Source organism: Bacillus sp. FJAT-27001 (genome assembly GCF_019039175.1).
Lineage (GTDB): Bacteria > Bacillota > Bacilli > Bacillales > Bacillaceae > Bacillus > Bacillus velezensis.
Genome location: NZ_JAHOAA010000002.1, coordinates 200,218 through 214,537 on the forward strand (window position 1 = coordinate 200,218; position 14,320 = coordinate 214,537).

Annotated in this window: 12 protein-coding genes; 7 read left to right on the top strand and 5 right to left on the bottom strand. The window is 49.6% G+C overall.

Annotation, left to right across the window (positions count from 1 at the left end):
* Positions 1-16: 16 nt before the first annotated feature.
* Positions 17-1,516: an arabinosylfuranosidase ArfA gene (gene arfA, locus BGM27_RS05705; protein ID WP_007408106.1), complete on the top strand. Its 1,500-nt coding sequence runs from the start codon at positions 17-19 to the stop codon at positions 1,514-1,516.
* Positions 1,517-1,626: 110 nt separating this feature from the next.
* Complete coding sequence (cstA, locus tag BGM27_RS05710; RefSeq protein WP_007408107.1) at positions 1,627-3,423, top strand: carbon starvation protein CstA; 1,797 nt, start codon at positions 1,627-1,629, stop codon at positions 3,421-3,423.
* Positions 3,424-3,493: 70 nt separating this feature from the next.
* On the opposite strand, the gene BGM27_RS05715 is transcribed toward cstA, so the two are convergent.
* The 4 genes from BGM27_RS05715 to sspI all read right to left on the bottom strand — a co-directional run bounded on the left by BGM27_RS05715 (position 3,494) and on the right by sspI (position 7,693).
* Positions 3,494-4,822: a (Fe-S)-binding protein gene (locus BGM27_RS05715; protein ID WP_007408108.1), complete on the bottom strand. Its 1,329-nt coding sequence runs from the start codon at positions 4,820-4,822 to the stop codon at positions 3,494-3,496.
* Positions 4,819-6,231 carry a glycolate oxidase subunit GlcD gene (glcD, locus tag BGM27_RS05720; RefSeq protein WP_007408109.1) on the bottom strand — a complete coding sequence of 471 codons (1,413 nt, stop codon included), beginning with the start codon at positions 6,229-6,231 and terminating at the stop codon, positions 4,819-4,821. Before glcD ends, BGM27_RS05715 begins: the two co-directional genes overlap by 4 nt.
* A gap of 99 nt (positions 6,232-6,330) precedes the next feature.
* On the bottom strand, positions 6,331-7,416 hold the full coding sequence (locus BGM27_RS05725) for a CdaR family transcriptional regulator (protein WP_007408110.1): 1,086 nt from the start codon (positions 7,414-7,416) through the stop codon (positions 6,331-6,333).
* 61 nt (positions 7,417-7,477) lie between these two features.
* Positions 7,478-7,693 (bottom strand): small acid-soluble spore protein SspI, encoded by a 216-nt coding sequence (gene sspI, locus BGM27_RS05730; RefSeq protein WP_003152527.1) that lies wholly within the window; start codon positions 7,691-7,693, stop codon positions 7,478-7,480.
* Between the two features lie 119 nt (positions 7,694-7,812).
* Here sspI and BGM27_RS05735 point away from each other — a divergent pair, with 119 nt between their 5' ends.
* From BGM27_RS05735 to pheT, 3 genes are all read left to right on the top strand, one after another.
* Positions 7,813-8,559 (top strand): TrmH family RNA methyltransferase, encoded by a 747-nt coding sequence (locus BGM27_RS05735; protein ID WP_007408111.1) that lies wholly within the window; start codon positions 7,813-7,815, stop codon positions 8,557-8,559.
* Between the two features lie 361 nt (positions 8,560-8,920).
* Positions 8,921-9,955: a phenylalanine--tRNA ligase subunit alpha gene (pheS, locus tag BGM27_RS05740; RefSeq protein WP_003152530.1), complete on the top strand. Its 1,035-nt coding sequence runs from the start codon at positions 8,921-8,923 to the stop codon at positions 9,953-9,955.
* A 13-nt stretch (positions 9,956-9,968) separates the two neighbouring features.
* A complete protein-coding gene (pheT, locus tag BGM27_RS05745) occupies positions 9,969-12,383 on the top strand; it encodes a phenylalanine--tRNA ligase subunit beta (protein WP_007408112.1) in 2,415 nt (804 codons plus the stop codon).
* A 36-nt stretch (positions 12,384-12,419) separates the two neighbouring features.
* Here pheT and rnhC read toward each other — a convergent pair whose 3' ends face one another.
* The gene (gene rnhC, locus BGM27_RS05750) at positions 12,420-13,361 is read right to left on the bottom strand and encodes a ribonuclease HIII (RefSeq protein ID WP_007408113.1); all 942 of its coding nucleotides are present in this window, start codon (positions 13,359-13,361) and stop codon (positions 12,420-12,422) included.
* A 133-nt stretch (positions 13,362-13,494) separates the two neighbouring features.
* On the opposite strand from rnhC, the gene zapA reads away from it, so the two are divergent.
* Both zapA and BGM27_RS05760 read left to right on the top strand, forming a co-directional pair.
* Entirely contained in the window at positions 13,495-13,752 is a 258-nt protein-coding gene (zapA, locus tag BGM27_RS05755; RefSeq protein WP_007408114.1) for a cell division protein ZapA, read from the top strand.
* Positions 13,753-13,759: 7 nt separating this feature from the next.
* Positions 13,760-14,293, top strand: coding sequence for a CvpA family protein (locus tag BGM27_RS05760; protein ID WP_003152534.1), 534 nt, complete (start codon positions 13,760-13,762; stop codon positions 14,291-14,293).
* Positions 14,294-14,320 lie beyond the last annotated feature (27 nt).

The following is a 14,320-nucleotide window of genomic DNA, read 5'->3' on the forward strand; positions in this document are numbered from 1 at the left end:
AGAGGGAGGAAATATAATGAAAAAAGCGGGGATTACAGCAGATAAAGAATATATCATCGGTGAAGTGGACAAACGGATGTACGGATCATTTATAGAACATATGGGCCGGGCGGTGTATGAAGGCATTTATGAGCCCGGACACCCGAAAGCCGACAAGGACGGCTTCAGAACAGACGTGCAGGAGTTAATCAAGGAATTGCAAGTGCCGTTCATCCGCTATCCGGGAGGGAATTTTCTCTCGGGCTACAATTGGGAAGACGGCGTCGGGCCGGTGAAGGACCGCCCGCGGAGGCTAGATTTGGCATGGCAGACGACAGAAACGAACGAAGTAGGGACGAATGAATTTTTAACGTGGGCGAAAAAAGTGAACGCCGAAGTGAATATGGCGGTCAATCTCGGGACGAGAGGGATCGATGCCGCCCGGAACCTCGTCGAATACTGCAACCATCCTGAAGGGTCATACTGGAGCGACTTACGAAAATCGCACGGATATGAAAAACCTTACGGCATCAAAACATGGTGCTTAGGAAATGAGATGGACGGCCCTTGGCAGATCGGTCATAAAACGGCGCATGAATACGGACGGCTCGCCGCTGAAACGGCAAAGGTGATGAAATGGACGGACCCGACGATCGAATTGGTGGCTTGCGGAAGCTCAAACAGCGGCATGCCGTCCTTCATTGAGTGGGAGGCCGAGGTGCTTGAGCATACGTACGAGCATGTGGATTACATCTCACTGCATACGTATTACGGCAACCATGAAAATGATCTTGAGAACTATTTGGCGAAGTCGATGGATTTAGACCATTTTATTAAATCCGTCACAGCCGTATGTGATTATATGAAAGCGAAAAAACGCAGCAAAAAAACGATTCACCTTTCTTTAGATGAATGGAATGTGTGGTATCACTCAAATGAAGCGGATAAAAAAGTGGAGCCATGGATTACGGCCCGGCCGATTCTTGAAGACATCTACAATTTTGAAGATGCGCTGTTGATCGGTTCACTGCTGATCACCATGCTGCAGCATGCGGACAGACTAAAGATCGCCTGTCTCGCCCAGCTTGTCAACGTGATTGCGCCTATCATGACTGAAAAGGGCGGAGAAGCATGGAGGCAGCCGATCTTTTACCCTTACATGCACGCCTCTGTCTACGGGAGAGGGACTTCGATGAAGCTGCTGATTACCTCCCCGAAATACGACTCGGCGGACTTTACGGATGTGCCGTATGTTGATGCCGCGGCCGTTTACCATGAAGAGGATGAAGCACTGACCATTTTTGCCGTCAACAAAAGCAAGGAACTGATGGAAACGGAGATCAAACTGAGAGGGTTTGAAGATTACCGCATCATTGAGCATATCGTGCTGGAGCATCACGATATGAAAGCGACCAATCAAAAAAACAGAAATGAAGTCACGCCTCACTCCAACGGGACGTCTTCCGCAAACGCCGAAGGAATAACGGCTCATTTTAAGCCGCTGTCCTGGAATGTCATCCGTTTATCAGGAAAATAGCGTTCCGAAAAGCCGGGCTTAGTCGCCGGCTTTTTTTTACGCAAAAATCATCTACTGTTATCTGATAATTGTGATAATATTTAGAAAAAGAGAAAAGGGGCTGGGATTAAATGAATGCGATTACAATCGTCATAGCGTCTATATGTATTCTGGCGATCGCCTATCGGCTTTACGGTACCTTTATGATGGTCAAAGTATTAAAAATCAATGATCAGACACCGACTCCGGCCCATGTGCTTGAGGATGGGAAAGATTATGTGCCGACGAATAAGTGGGTGTCATTCGGCCACCACTTCGCGGCAATCGCCGCTGCCGGCCCGCTTGTCGGACCGATTCTGGCAGCTCAGTTCGGCTATCTGCCCGGGCTTTTATGGCTGTTAATCGGGGCGGTGATCGGAGGAGCCGTGCACGATATTGTCGTATTGTTTGCATCAATGCGGAAAAACGGGAAAACGCTTTCTGAAGTCGCCAAAGAAGAGCTTGGCCCGGTGGCGGGCTTTTGCACGGGTCTTTCCATGCTGTTTATCATTACGATCACGATGGCGGGTCTGTCCATGGTTGTGCTGCACGCGCTTGAGAAAAACCCGTGGGGAACGTTTGCGGTGGGGATTACGATTCCGATCGCGATGGGGGTCGGCCTCTACTATAAAAAAACGGGCAATCTCAAACTCGCATCAACTGTCGGGTTTCTTTTGTTAATGGCCGGTGTTGTCATCGGGCCGTGGCTGCAGACAACGGCTCTCGGGGACATGCTGACACTGGATGCGAAAACGCTTGCAGTGGCGCTTCCTGTCTATGCGTTTTTCGCCGCGGCGCTTCCGGTTTGGCTTTTGCTGGCTCCGCGTGACTATTTAAGCAGTTTTATGAAAATCGGGGTTTTTGCCGCTTTGATCGCAGGCGTCTTTTTCGTCAATCCCGCCATTAAATTTCCGGCCGTAACGGAGTTTATTCACGGCGGAGGGCCGGTGATCGCGGGTCCTGTCTGGCCGTTTATTTCAATAACGATTGCCTGCGGCGCCATTTCGGGCTTTCATGCATTTGTCGGTTCCGGCACAACGCCGAAAATGCTGGATAAATGGAGTGATATAAAGCCGGTTGCTTTCGGAGCGATGCTTGTGGAATGTCTCGTCGGAATTATGGCGCTCATTGCAGCTGCCGCTCTTGAGCCCGCCGACTATTTTGCTATTAACAGCACGCCTGAAATATTCCGCACCCTCGGGATGAATGTCGTCCATCTGCCTGAATTGAGTAAAGAAATCGGGCTCAGTCTGGAAGGAAGAACGGGCGGCGCTGTTACGCTTGCCGTCGGAATGACGTATATCTTTACGGAGATTCCGTTTTTCAGTCATTTGGCTTCATACTTTTTTCAATTCGTCATTATGTTTGAAGCGGTGTTTATTTTAACGGCGATTGATGCGGGAACCCGTGTCGCCCGGTACTTGATTCAAGAGTTTTTCGGAGAGGTCTATAAGCCGCTGAAAAAAACAGACTGGCTGCCGGGCTCGATTTTCTCAAGCGCGCTCGCCTGCCTGCTGTGGGGCTATCTTCTGTATTCGGGCGACATCAGCTCCATTTGGGCGCTGTTCGGCGTATCCAATCAGCTTATGGCGTCTGTCGGCTTAATTATCGGTGCGACCGTCGTATTAAAAATAGCGGATAAGCGGCGCTATATGCTGACATGCCTGATTCCTCTCGCTTATTTGTACGTGACCGTCAACTATGCGGGTTATTGGATGGTGCGGTATGTGTATTTGAACCCCGAAGCGGCGGGATACAACGTGCTGAATGGCGTTTTATCCATTATCATGCTCATTCTCGGGCTTGTGATTATCATTGCGGCTGTGAAAAAATGGGCGAATGTATGGCGTGATCCGAGTGCCAGACTGGAAGCTTCAATACCCGGATAAATCCGCGGCCGTCCGAACATTGCAGCATCATAAAAAAAGCAGAGAGCCGATCGGTCTCTCTGCTTTCATCTTATGACAAATCCGCCGCTTCCAAAAGGTAATCCGCCAAATGAACCGCGCGGACACGGCCTGTTAATCCTTCGCGTAAAATGCCGAGCTGCATTTGCAGAAGGCATCCGGGATTGGCTGTCACGATGACGGCCGCCTCCGTTTTTCCGGCGGCTTTCATCTTACTGTCTAATATTTTCATAGACATCTCCGACTCTGTTATATTATAAATTCCCGCCGACCCGCAGCAGCTGTCGGCCTTTTCCATTTCTCTGTACTCAGCCCCTTTAATGCTTTTCAAAAGCGTGCGCGGTTCCTCTGACGTATGCATCACATTGCGGAGATGGCAGGAGTCCTGATATGTGACGATATGAGGAGACTGCGCCCGCAGGTTTTTTTGATGGAACTTCAGATCAACCAGTACGGATGAAAAGTCTTTGAGCTTCCGGACGAATTGTCCGGCACGTTCCGCCCATCCAGGTTCATCTTTCAGTAAATGCGGATATTCCTGAAGAAAGGCGCCGCATCCGCCGGCGTTTGTAATGATATAATCAGCGTCAAGCGCCTCAAAAGCCGCGATATTCCGCTTGGCCAGTTCTTTTCCCATCTCTTTTTCTCCGCTGTGCCCGTGAAGCGCGCCGCAGCACGCCTGGCCGTCCGGAACCGCGATTTCACACCCGGCCGCCTGTAAAAGCGCCGTTGTCGCATGATTTGTCGCTAAAAACATCGTATCCATTAAGCAGCCCGAGAAAAAAGCGGCCCGTTTTTGGACGGGACCCGCGGCAGGAAGAAAACGCGGCCTTTCCTTCATGTCTTTCCGTTTCGGGGCGGGCGGGAGCACTTGTTCCATTGTGCGCAGATGTTCAGGCAAAACGCGCAGCATACCGGTTTTTCTGACGGCGGTCTGCAGTCCCGATCTTTGGTATATTCCGAGAAGATTCACGGCTGTCTGCATGCGGTTTTGATGAGGGAAAAGCCCGGTGAAGGCGGCTTTCCGCAAGAGGCGCACGCCCGGCTTATGTTTTTTATTTTGATGAATGATATCCCTCGCTTCTTCAAGCAGCTGTCCGTAATTGACCCCTGCCGGACAAACGGGCTCGCATGCCCGGCATCCGAGACACAGCGAAAGTGAGCGCTCGACATCTTCATCCGGCTCGATCAGTCCGTCAGTGACGGCTTTCATCAGGGCGATCCGGCCGCGCGGCGAATGGGATTCTTGAAATCCCGATTCAATATAGGTCGGACAGGAAGGAAGGCAGAAGCCGCAGCGCATACAGTTCAGCAATTCACCTTCATCCATGCGGTTTTTGAATTCTGTTTGAATTTGTTGCTGCTCTTTAGCCGTTGTCATTTCATCACCACCACGCGTTTCCTTGATGAATTGGCGAATATTTTTCCCGGATTCAGCAGATTTTGGGGATCAAGCGCTTGTTTGATCGCTTTCATGGCGGTGATGCCTTCTGTTTTCAGCTTCATTTCTAAATACGGCGCTTTTACGATGCCGACCCCGTGTTCACCCGTTATCGTCCCGCCCAGCTCAATCGCTTTTTCAAAAATGGCGGCAAAAGCTTTTTCGACACGTTCCATCTCCTCTGTATTTCGGATATCGGTGGTGCACGTCGGATGCAGGTTGCCGTCTCCGGCATGGCCGAATGTGCAGATGGACAGGCCGTATGTTTCTGCAATCTCGTTAATGGCTTTGACCATGCTGGCAATTTGTGATCTCGGCACGGTCGCATCTTCCAGAATCGTTGTCGGTTTCAGCCGGGCAAGGGCTGATAATGCGGACCGTCTGGCCTCTGTAAGCGCGAATGCCTCTTCCTCGGTTTCAGCCGTTTGGACGGATACGGCGGCTCCGTTTTTACAAATCGCTTCGATTTTTTCCATATCTCGTCTGACCGTGTCGATGTCACCGTCCTGTTCGATCAGCAGCACCGCTTTTGCGTCGGTCGGAAGCCCGATCTTGGCGTAATCTTCAATGACCTGCAGTGTCGGCTGATCCAGAAATTCGAGTGTCGCCGGAATGATTTTTTCAGCGATGATGGCAGAAACCGATTCCGCAGCCGCTTCAATATGTTCATAGAGTGCAAGCAGCGTTTTTTTCGTTTCCGGCTTCGGAACCAGCTTTAAAGTCGCTTCCGTCACAACGCCGAGCGTCCCTTCTGATCCGACGAAAAGCCGGGTCAGATCATAACCGGCGACATCCTTTGTCAGCTTTCCTCCTGTGCGGATGATATCGCCTGAAGCCAATACGGCTTCAAGGCCGAGGACATAATCCCGGGTGACGCCGTACTTCAAACCGCGCAGCCCGCCGGAATTTTCATTAATATTCCCGCCGATTGTCGATATTTTCATGCTGCTCGGATCAGGCGGATAAAATAAACCTTTTTGTTCAACCGCACGGATCATATCTTGCGTAATCACGCCCGGCTGGACGGTTGCCGTCAAATTTTCTTCATCGATTTCAAGAATGCGGTTCATATGTTTGAATAAAAGCACAAGCCCGCCTTCAGACGGACATGTGCCGCCGCACAAGTTTGTGCCTGAACCCCTCGGCACGATCGGAATGTCATGCCTGCTGCAAATCGTTAATATACGGGACACGTCATTCGCACTGCGGGGGGCGATTACCGCATCCGGCATGGCTTGCAGCTGAGGAGCCGCATCATAAGAATACACAAGACGGCCCGCCGCCGAATCATCATAATTCTCCTTCCCGACCGTCCGGATGAACGCTTCTTTTGCCTCTCGTGAAATCATGTTCTCCCAACCTCCCTGATAAGAAAAGCGTTTTCATTTAATTGTAAAGAAAAACGATTCCGCACACTATGGAGAAACGTATGAAAAATGATGATATGATTACGTGCTTTTTGTATGTTGATCTAAAAAACGCAGCGCCAAATAAAAAGCCGTTATGTCTTCAGGGCGGTCCAGCTTCATATTTGTCAGTGATTCCAGTTTGGAAAGACGGTAGCGCAATGTATTGATATGAATATGCATGTCGTCGGCGGTGCGCTTTAACGATAATTGCCGGTCAAAAAAGGCGCGCAGCGTATCCAGAAGTTCTTCCCGGCCGAGTACATGCTCGAGAACCCGCCGTGAAAATTCCGACCTCGTGCGGGGTGTGATATCGGCAAGACACATATCCAGTTTTAAATCTTCTTCAAAGACGGCCTGCTTGTCACCGATTCCGGCTGAAAGTGCTTTATCTGCCTGTTCGTATGATTCCGTGAGGCGCTCTCCCGGAACGATCCGTCCGATGCCGGCGGTGACAGGCTGCCCAAAAACGACGCCGATCTTTTTAATGAGCTGTGTTTTGGAACCCGAATTTGCTTCATGATTAATGAGAATGCGTTCATTTCCCCAGCGGACAAACAGGTCTTCAGGGCATTCGTACTGCCAGAGCCGCCCGAGCTCCTCCGCTTTATATTGCTCATAACGGCCTTGAATGAGTATGATCCGGCGGTATGCGTGAAGGTCTGCGCCGATGAGCTTTGCTTTTTCTAAAAAGCCCGGAGACCATTCTTTCAGCTGCAGCCAATCAACCATAAAGGATTCAAGCATTCTCGCTCGCCACTGCGCTTCTTCCATATGGCGCGTTTCTTTAATAAACAGCTCCGTCATTTTTCTGAGCAATTCTCCGAAAGGCAGGATATCGTCAGGGTCTCCTGTCAGGCCGAATACTCCGATCACTTCATGGCCTGAAAAAACGGGGAGGTTCAGTCCTGCTTTTACGCCCTCGAGCCGTTTTTCATCTTCTTTCGTAATGATGACATTCCGTTTTTCGCGCGCGCAGATCAGTGCGCCTTCATGAAACCATCCGGCGCGCGCCTCGTTGGTGCCCGCGATGATTATCCCTTTTGTATCGGCAATAATCACTTCGCGGCTGTACATATGTTTGACTTCGGCAATCAATTTCTTTGCCAGTTCCGGCTGTAACTGCATGGCGATCCCCCTCGCCATTATTATACAAAAAAAACCGGGTGTCCCATCACCCGGTTCATGCTTATTGCGCAGGTTTTAATCCGCCTTCAAGTGTTTTGAGCATTTCATTTTTTTCTGAGTCTGACGCATGCTGCCAAAGAACTTCGAATAAGACGCCGAGGCCCGGAAGCATTTTTTCTTCACCGCTTTGGATGGCGTCAACGATCGTATGCTCCAGCTGATCCTGGTTATTGCCGGTTACATTGGCAATAACGGCGTTGCGTAAATTAAGATCCATTACAACCGCTCCTTTTTCTGAATGTGATACGCATATTCTTACCGCGCACGCGGTTTATTATGTGCTGTTCTTAAGATATAATAACAACATGCATGAAAAAAGGAGAGCACAGACATAAAGTGAAACGAATCGACTCTGCAAAAAACCAAAAAGTGAAGGACTGGAAAAAACTTCACACAAAAAAAGAGAGACTTAAAACGAATACATTTCTGATAGAAGGAGAGCATCTGGCAGAAGAAGCGCTCAAATCAAAGGGAACGGTAAAAGAAATTCTCGTAAACGATGAGAGCGCCATCCCGGCCGATCTGGACATGAGCATTCCGTGCTACGTGCTGAGCGAAGACGCGTTTTCAGCCGTGACGGAAACAGAAACGCCGCAGCGGATCGCCGCGGTCTGCCATATGCCGGATAAGCAGCCTGATCAGCTGAAGCGGCTGCTTCTGATTGATGCCGTGCAGGACCCGGGGAATTTAGGAACAATGATCAGAACGGCAGATGCGGCGGGAATCGACGCCGTTGTCCTTGGTGAGGGAACAGCAGACCCGTACAATGGAAAAACGCTGCGTTCAGCACAAGGTTCTCATTTTCATATTCCCATTTTGAAACGTCCGCTTGATGAGTTTACCGCTGAGCTGAAATCACAAGGCGTCGCGATCTACGGCACGGCGCTTGAAAACGGTGCGGCTTATCAAAGTGTGAAGCCTGAAGAATCGTTCGCGTTAATCGTCGGGAACGAGGGGGCGGGAGTGGACGCCGGCCTTCTGCAAAAAACCGATCTCAACCTGTACGTTCCGCTGTACGGACAGGCGGAATCGCTGAATGTGGCGGTAGCGGCCGCCATCCTCGTTTATCATCTCAGAGGATAGGTTGCGAAAAGCCTTGGATTTCACTATAATAGATAGCAATAATGTAAAAACCGTGACAGAGGACGTCAATTTTTGCACACACTGCCTTCCAGGGAGAAAATGCCGCTGACTGAGAGCATTTTTATCGCAGCACAAAAATTGATTTTCACCTCTCGAGTTGTCACCGGGACCGCGCCAAACGCGCGTAAAGGTGAACCGGAACGATCGTTTCCGTTATGTCAATGAAGCTGTCGGCAGATGAAGTCTGCCTTAAAAAGGGTGGTACCGCGGCCACAACTCGTCCCTTCTCTCAAGGGGCGGGTTTTTTTGTTTTCTGAAAAAGGCATAGAATGGTTTGGTTTACATAAAAGGAGGATGCATGATGGAAGAGAAGCTTAAACAGCTCGAACTGGAAGCTGCAGAAAAAGTAGAAGCGGCGGGTTCATTAAAAGAAGTTAACGACATTCGGGTGCAATATCTCGGAAAAAAAGGGCCGATTACAGAAGTTCTCCGCGGCATGGGCAAACTGTCCGCCGAAGAGCGCCCGAAAATGGGAGCGCTCGCCAATGAAGTGAGAGAGCGCATTGCAGCAGCCATTACGGCGAAAAATGAACAGCTTGAACAAGAAGAAATGAATAAAAAACTCAGCAGCCAGACGATTGACGTCACGTTGCCGGGCAGTCAGGTAAACATCGGCGGACGCCATCCGCTGACGGTCGTTATTGAAGAAATTGAAGATTTATTTATCGGCATGGGATATACCGTCGAAGAAGGCCCTGAAGTGGAAACGGATTATTACAACTTTGAGGCGCTGAACCTGCCGAAGGAACATCCGGCCCGCGACATGCAGGACAGCTTTTACATTACAGAAGAAATGCTGATGAGAACGCAGACGTCACCGGTGCAGACGCGCACGATGGAAAAGCATAAAGGAAAAGGCCCCGTCAAAATCATTTGTCCCGGTAAAGTGTATCGCCGCGACAACGATGACGCGACACATTCCCATCAGTTCATGCAGATTGAGGGTCTCGTCGTCGACCGCAAAATCAGCATGAGCGACCTGAAAGGCACGCTTGAATTGGTCGCCAAAAAAATGTTCGGCCAAGATCGTGAAATCAGGCTCCGTCCGAGCTTTTTCCCATTCACAGAGCCTTCTGTCGAGGTGGATGTGACCTGCTTTAAGTGCGGCGGACAAGGCTGCTCCGTCTGCAAAAAAACAGGCTGGATCGAAATTCTCGGCGCCGGCATGGTTCACCCGAACGTGCTGAAGATGGCTGGATTCAATCCTGAGGAATACCAGGGTTTTGCTTTCGGAATGGGTGTGGAGCGTATCGCGATGCTGAAATACGGCATTGAAGATATCCGCCATTTTTATACCAATGATGTCAGATTCATTTCGCAGTTTAAACAGGCGTAAGAGGAGGATACACATGTTTGTTTCTTATAAATGGTTAGAAGATTACGTTGACTTGCAGGGAATCGACCCGGCCGTGCTTGCAGAAAAAATTACGAGAGCCGGTATTGAAGTTGAGGGTATCGAGTATAAAGGGGAGGGCGTAAAAGGCGTTGTCATCGGACACGTGCTTGAGCGCGAACAGCACCCGAATGCCGACAAACTCAACAAATGCCTTGTTGATATCGGTGCGGAGGAACCCGTGCAGATTATCTGCGGCGCCCCGAATGTTGATAAAGGACAGAAGGTTGCCGTTGCAACGGTCGGAGCCGTGCTTCCCGGCAATTTCAAAATTAAAAAAGCCAAGCTGCGCGGCGAAGCGTCTCACGGCATGATCTGTTCCCTTCAGGAGCTCGGCATTGAAAGCAAGCTCGTGGCGAAAGAATATGCGGAAGGCATTTTCGTTTTTCCGAATGATGCTGAAACGGGAGCTGACGCAATGGTGGCCCTTCAGCTTGATGATGCGATTTTAGAATTGGGTTTAACGCCGAACCGCGCCGACGCGATGAACATGCTAGGCGTGGCTTATGAAGTTGCGGCTATCCTCGGCGCAGAGGTAAAGCTTCCGGAGGCTTCATATGAAAAAGCGGCAGAAAAAGCGGCGGATGCTGTTTCCGTTAAGGTTGAAGATACGCAGGCCAATCCGCATTATGCCGCAAAAATCATTAAAAACGTCAAAATCGGCCCGTCACCGCTTTGGATGCAGACGAAGCTGATGAATGCAGGCATCCGCCCGCATAACAACGTCGTGGACATTACAAACTTCGTCCTCCTTGAGTACGGACAGCCGCTTCACGCTTTCGATTACGACCGGTTCGGTTCAAAAGAGGTCGTCGTCAGAAAAGCGGCAGAAAACGAAACCATCGTAACGCTGGATGAACAAGAGCGAAAGCTGTCAAGCAGCCATTTGGTCATCACAAACGGAAAAAAAGCGCAAGCCGTTGCGGGAGTCATGGGCGGAGCTGAGTCTGAAGTCCGTGAAGACACCACTGCGATTTTACTGGAGGCCGCTTATTTCGACGGACAGACCGTCCGCAAAGCGTCGAGAGACCTCGGATTGAGAAGCGAAGCGAGCGCCAGATATGAAAAAGGCATTGATCCGGCCCGCGTTTTGCTGGCGGCTGAACGGGCCTGCAGTCTCATTCAGGCATATGCCGGCGGAGAAGTGCTCTCAGGCACGGTTGAAGAAAACCATCTGAAAATTGAAGCAAACAATATTCACGTGTCTGTTGAAAAAGTGAACGCCGTGCTCGGCATGACAATCGCTAAAGAAGAAATCATCAGCATTTACAAGCGCCTCGGGTTTGCAGTCGGTGAAGCTGAAGACGTTCTCGTCGTAACGGTGCCGTCGCGCCGCGGAGATATTAGAATAGAAGAAGACCTGATTGAAGAAGCGGCGAGATTGTACGGGTATGACAATATTCCGTCCACGCTTCCGGAAACGGCCGGCACGACAGGCGGCTTGACACCGTATCAGGCAAAACGCCGGAAAGTGAGACGTTTCCTTGAAGGAGCGGGTCTTTCACAAGCGACCACTTATTCATTAACGAATGATAAAAAAGCGGCCGCTTTTGCGATCGAAAAATCATTCAACACGATGCTTGCTCTGCCGATGAGCGAAGAAAGAAGCATTCTCAGACACAGCCTCGTGCCGAATCTTCTTGAAGCCGTTTCATACAATCTGGCCAGACAGACTGATTCCGTTGCTTTATATGAAACGGGTTCTGTATTTCTGACGAAAGAAGAAAACACAAAACCGGTTGAAAAAGAACGGGTTGCCGGAGCTGTAACCGGATTGTGGCGCAAAAATTTATGGCAGGGTGAGAAAAAGCCGGTTGATTTCTTCGTCGCCAAAGGAATCGTTGAAGGCCTGCTGCATCAATTGAATGTGTCAGACCGGGTTGAATTTGTCCAGTCAGAACGCAAAAACATGCATCCCGGCCGGACGGCAAACATTCTGTTGAACGGTTCGCTTGCCGGATTTATCGGCCAGGTGCATCCGGCAATGGAAAAAGAGCTGGATATCAAAGAAACGTATGTGTTCGAGCTTGATCTGCACGCGCTTCTGACCGAGGAAACAGAACCTGTCGTGTATACGCCGATTCCGAAGTACCCGTCCGTCACGCGCGACATTGCGCTTGTGGCAGATAAAACCGTTACAAGCGGACAGCTTGAAGCCGTGATCAAAGAAGCCGGCGGCGCGCTGCTGAAAGAAGTCACCGTGTTTGATGTGTACGAAGGTGAGCATATGGAAGAAGGCAAAAAATCCGTCGCCTTCTCGCTCCAATATGTTAACCCTGAACAAACATTGACAGAAGAAGAAGTGACAAAAGTTCATGAAAACGTGCTGAAAGCGCTGGAAGAAACGTATCAGGCCGTATTAAGAGGATAAAGAAAAAGCTTGCAGATCACTCTGCAAGCTTTTTTATTATGACCGCTTCCGTTCAACAAGGCGTTTCGCTTTTTGCGTATTGGCAAAATGAAGTTTGGTGAACGTTCTGAGCGCACCTTCTCCCTTATTGATGATCAGCTTGGCGGCAGCTTCATCGACATGCGGCCCCGCGCCTTTCGGAATCGTCATCCCAGCCTCACGGGAAAGCTTATCCATTTCAATTAAGAAAGAATATCGCGCAATGATAGAGGCTGCGGCGACGGAAAGATGTATGCTTTCCGCTTTCGTGCTGAAAAACGTTTTTTCTTTTACGATATCCCGTCCGGAAAGATGCTTAAAATAAATGCCGGGCTCTGCGAATTGGTCAATCAGAATCGCTTCCGGTTTAACGCCGTTCATTTTTCTCAGCAGATTGGAAATCGCCTGATTATGAAGGAGCGCCTTCATTTTTCCTTGGCTCATGCCTTTTTCCTGCATCTGATTGTATTTTTCGTTTTTTAACACAAGCAGGCTGTAAGGAATGGTTTTAATTAACAGTTTGGCGATTTCAATAATCTGCGGATCTTTTAAATCCTTCGAATCCTTCACACCGAGTTCTTTCATTAAAGAAAGCTTTGATTTGTCGGCGTAGGCGCAGGCAACCGTTATCGGCCCGAAGTAATCGCCTGTTCCGACTTCATCAGAGCCGATCACTGACATGGAGGCAATGCCCGCCGGGGGAGCGTAAAGCGGGTCGGCCGCTTTTTTGACGGTTTTCTTTGCTTTCGGCGCCTCAGCCGTTCCCCAGCGGGCCGCTTCTGTGCCGGCGTTTTTTCCTTGAAAGAGAACCTTGCCCGAGCGGTAGGCTGTAATGGTACAGCCCGGAGGCTTGGCCTGGAAGACGGCGCCCTGCGGAACGGCGGGAGTAAGGGAGCCGGCATAGGATTGTTTCATTTGTTCCATAGCGGAAGCGGATACTTTTATAACAGAATGGGACACGATATAATCTCCTTTTTTGGCACTTTTCACTGTATATACCAGTGTATCATAACAGCCCGAGGCTCGTCTTTCCATTCAAACGATAATCGTGGTATGATAGGAACTAGGATTCTCGCGGAATGGAGGAGAAACGTTGTCTGACGGCAAAAAAACCAAAACGACAGTAAACATTTACGGCCAGCACTTCACCATTATCGGGGAAGAAAGCAAAGCGCACATGCGCCATGTGGCCGGAGTGGTTGATGATAAAATGAGAGAAATCAACGAGAAAAATCCATATCTTGATATAAATAAGCTCGCTGTATTGACTGCGGTCAATGTCGTGCATGATTATATGAAACTGCAAGAAAAATATGAAATACTGGAGCGGCAGCTTAAAGAAAAGGAATGAACACCATATGATAGATATCATCATCTTAGTTTTGCTCTTAATGGGCACATTGCTTGGATTAAAAAGAGGATTTATCCTCCAATTTATATATTTAACGAGTTTCATCCTCTCGATTGCGTTTGCGGCGCTTTTTTACAAAAATCTGGCCCCGCATCTGAGCTTTATACCCGCGCCTGATTTTTCCGGCGGGCAGGCGGCTCTGTCTTTTATTAAAGGAAACGTAGAGACGGCTTATTACAACGCGATCGCGTTTGTCATTTTGTTTATCATCGCAAAGATTCTGCTCCGGATTATCGGAGCGGCGCTTAATATCATCGCCGGCATTCCGGTCATTAAACAGATCAACAAACTGCTGGGCGGGGTGCTCGGATTTCTGGAAGTCTATTTATTTGCGTTTATCCTGTTATACGTCGCATCCGTACTGCCGGTAAGCGCGCTTCAGGATATGCTCGCACAATCGACGCTTGCAAATATCATCACACATCATACGCCGTATCTGTCAGGGCTCCTGCAAGAACTGTGGGCCCAGTACGGGGCATAAAAAACTTCTCTTGACCGGAGAAGTTTT

Coding starts and splice junctions, on each gene's coding strand:
- glcD (WP_007408109.1), bottom strand. CDS start 6,231: ATGATTTCACGAGAGGCAAAAGAAGCGTTCATCCGGACGGTCGGGAAG.
- arfA (WP_007408106.1), top strand. CDS start 17: ATGAAAAAAGCGGGGATTACAGCAGATAAAGAATATATCATCGGTGAA.
- cstA (WP_007408107.1), top strand. CDS start 1,627: ATGAATGCGATTACAATCGTCATAGCGTCTATATGTATTCTGGCGATC.
- pheT (WP_007408112.1), top strand. CDS start 9,969: ATGTTTGTTTCTTATAAATGGTTAGAAGATTACGTTGACTTGCAGGGA.
- pheS (WP_003152530.1), top strand. CDS start 8,921: ATGGAAGAGAAGCTTAAACAGCTCGAACTGGAAGCTGCAGAAAAAGTA.
- BGM27_RS05715 (WP_007408108.1), bottom strand. CDS start 4,822: ATGACAACGGCTAAAGAGCAGCAACAAATTCAAACAGAATTCAAAAAC.
- BGM27_RS05725 (WP_007408110.1), bottom strand. CDS start 7,416: ATGCAGTTACAGCCGGAACTGGCAAAGAAATTGATTGCCGAAGTCAAA.
- BGM27_RS05760 (WP_003152534.1), top strand. CDS start 13,760: ATGATAGATATCATCATCTTAGTTTTGCTCTTAATGGGCACATTGCTT.
- sspI (WP_003152527.1), bottom strand. CDS start 7,693: ATGGATCTTAATTTACGCAACGCCGTTATTGCCAATGTAACCGGCAAT.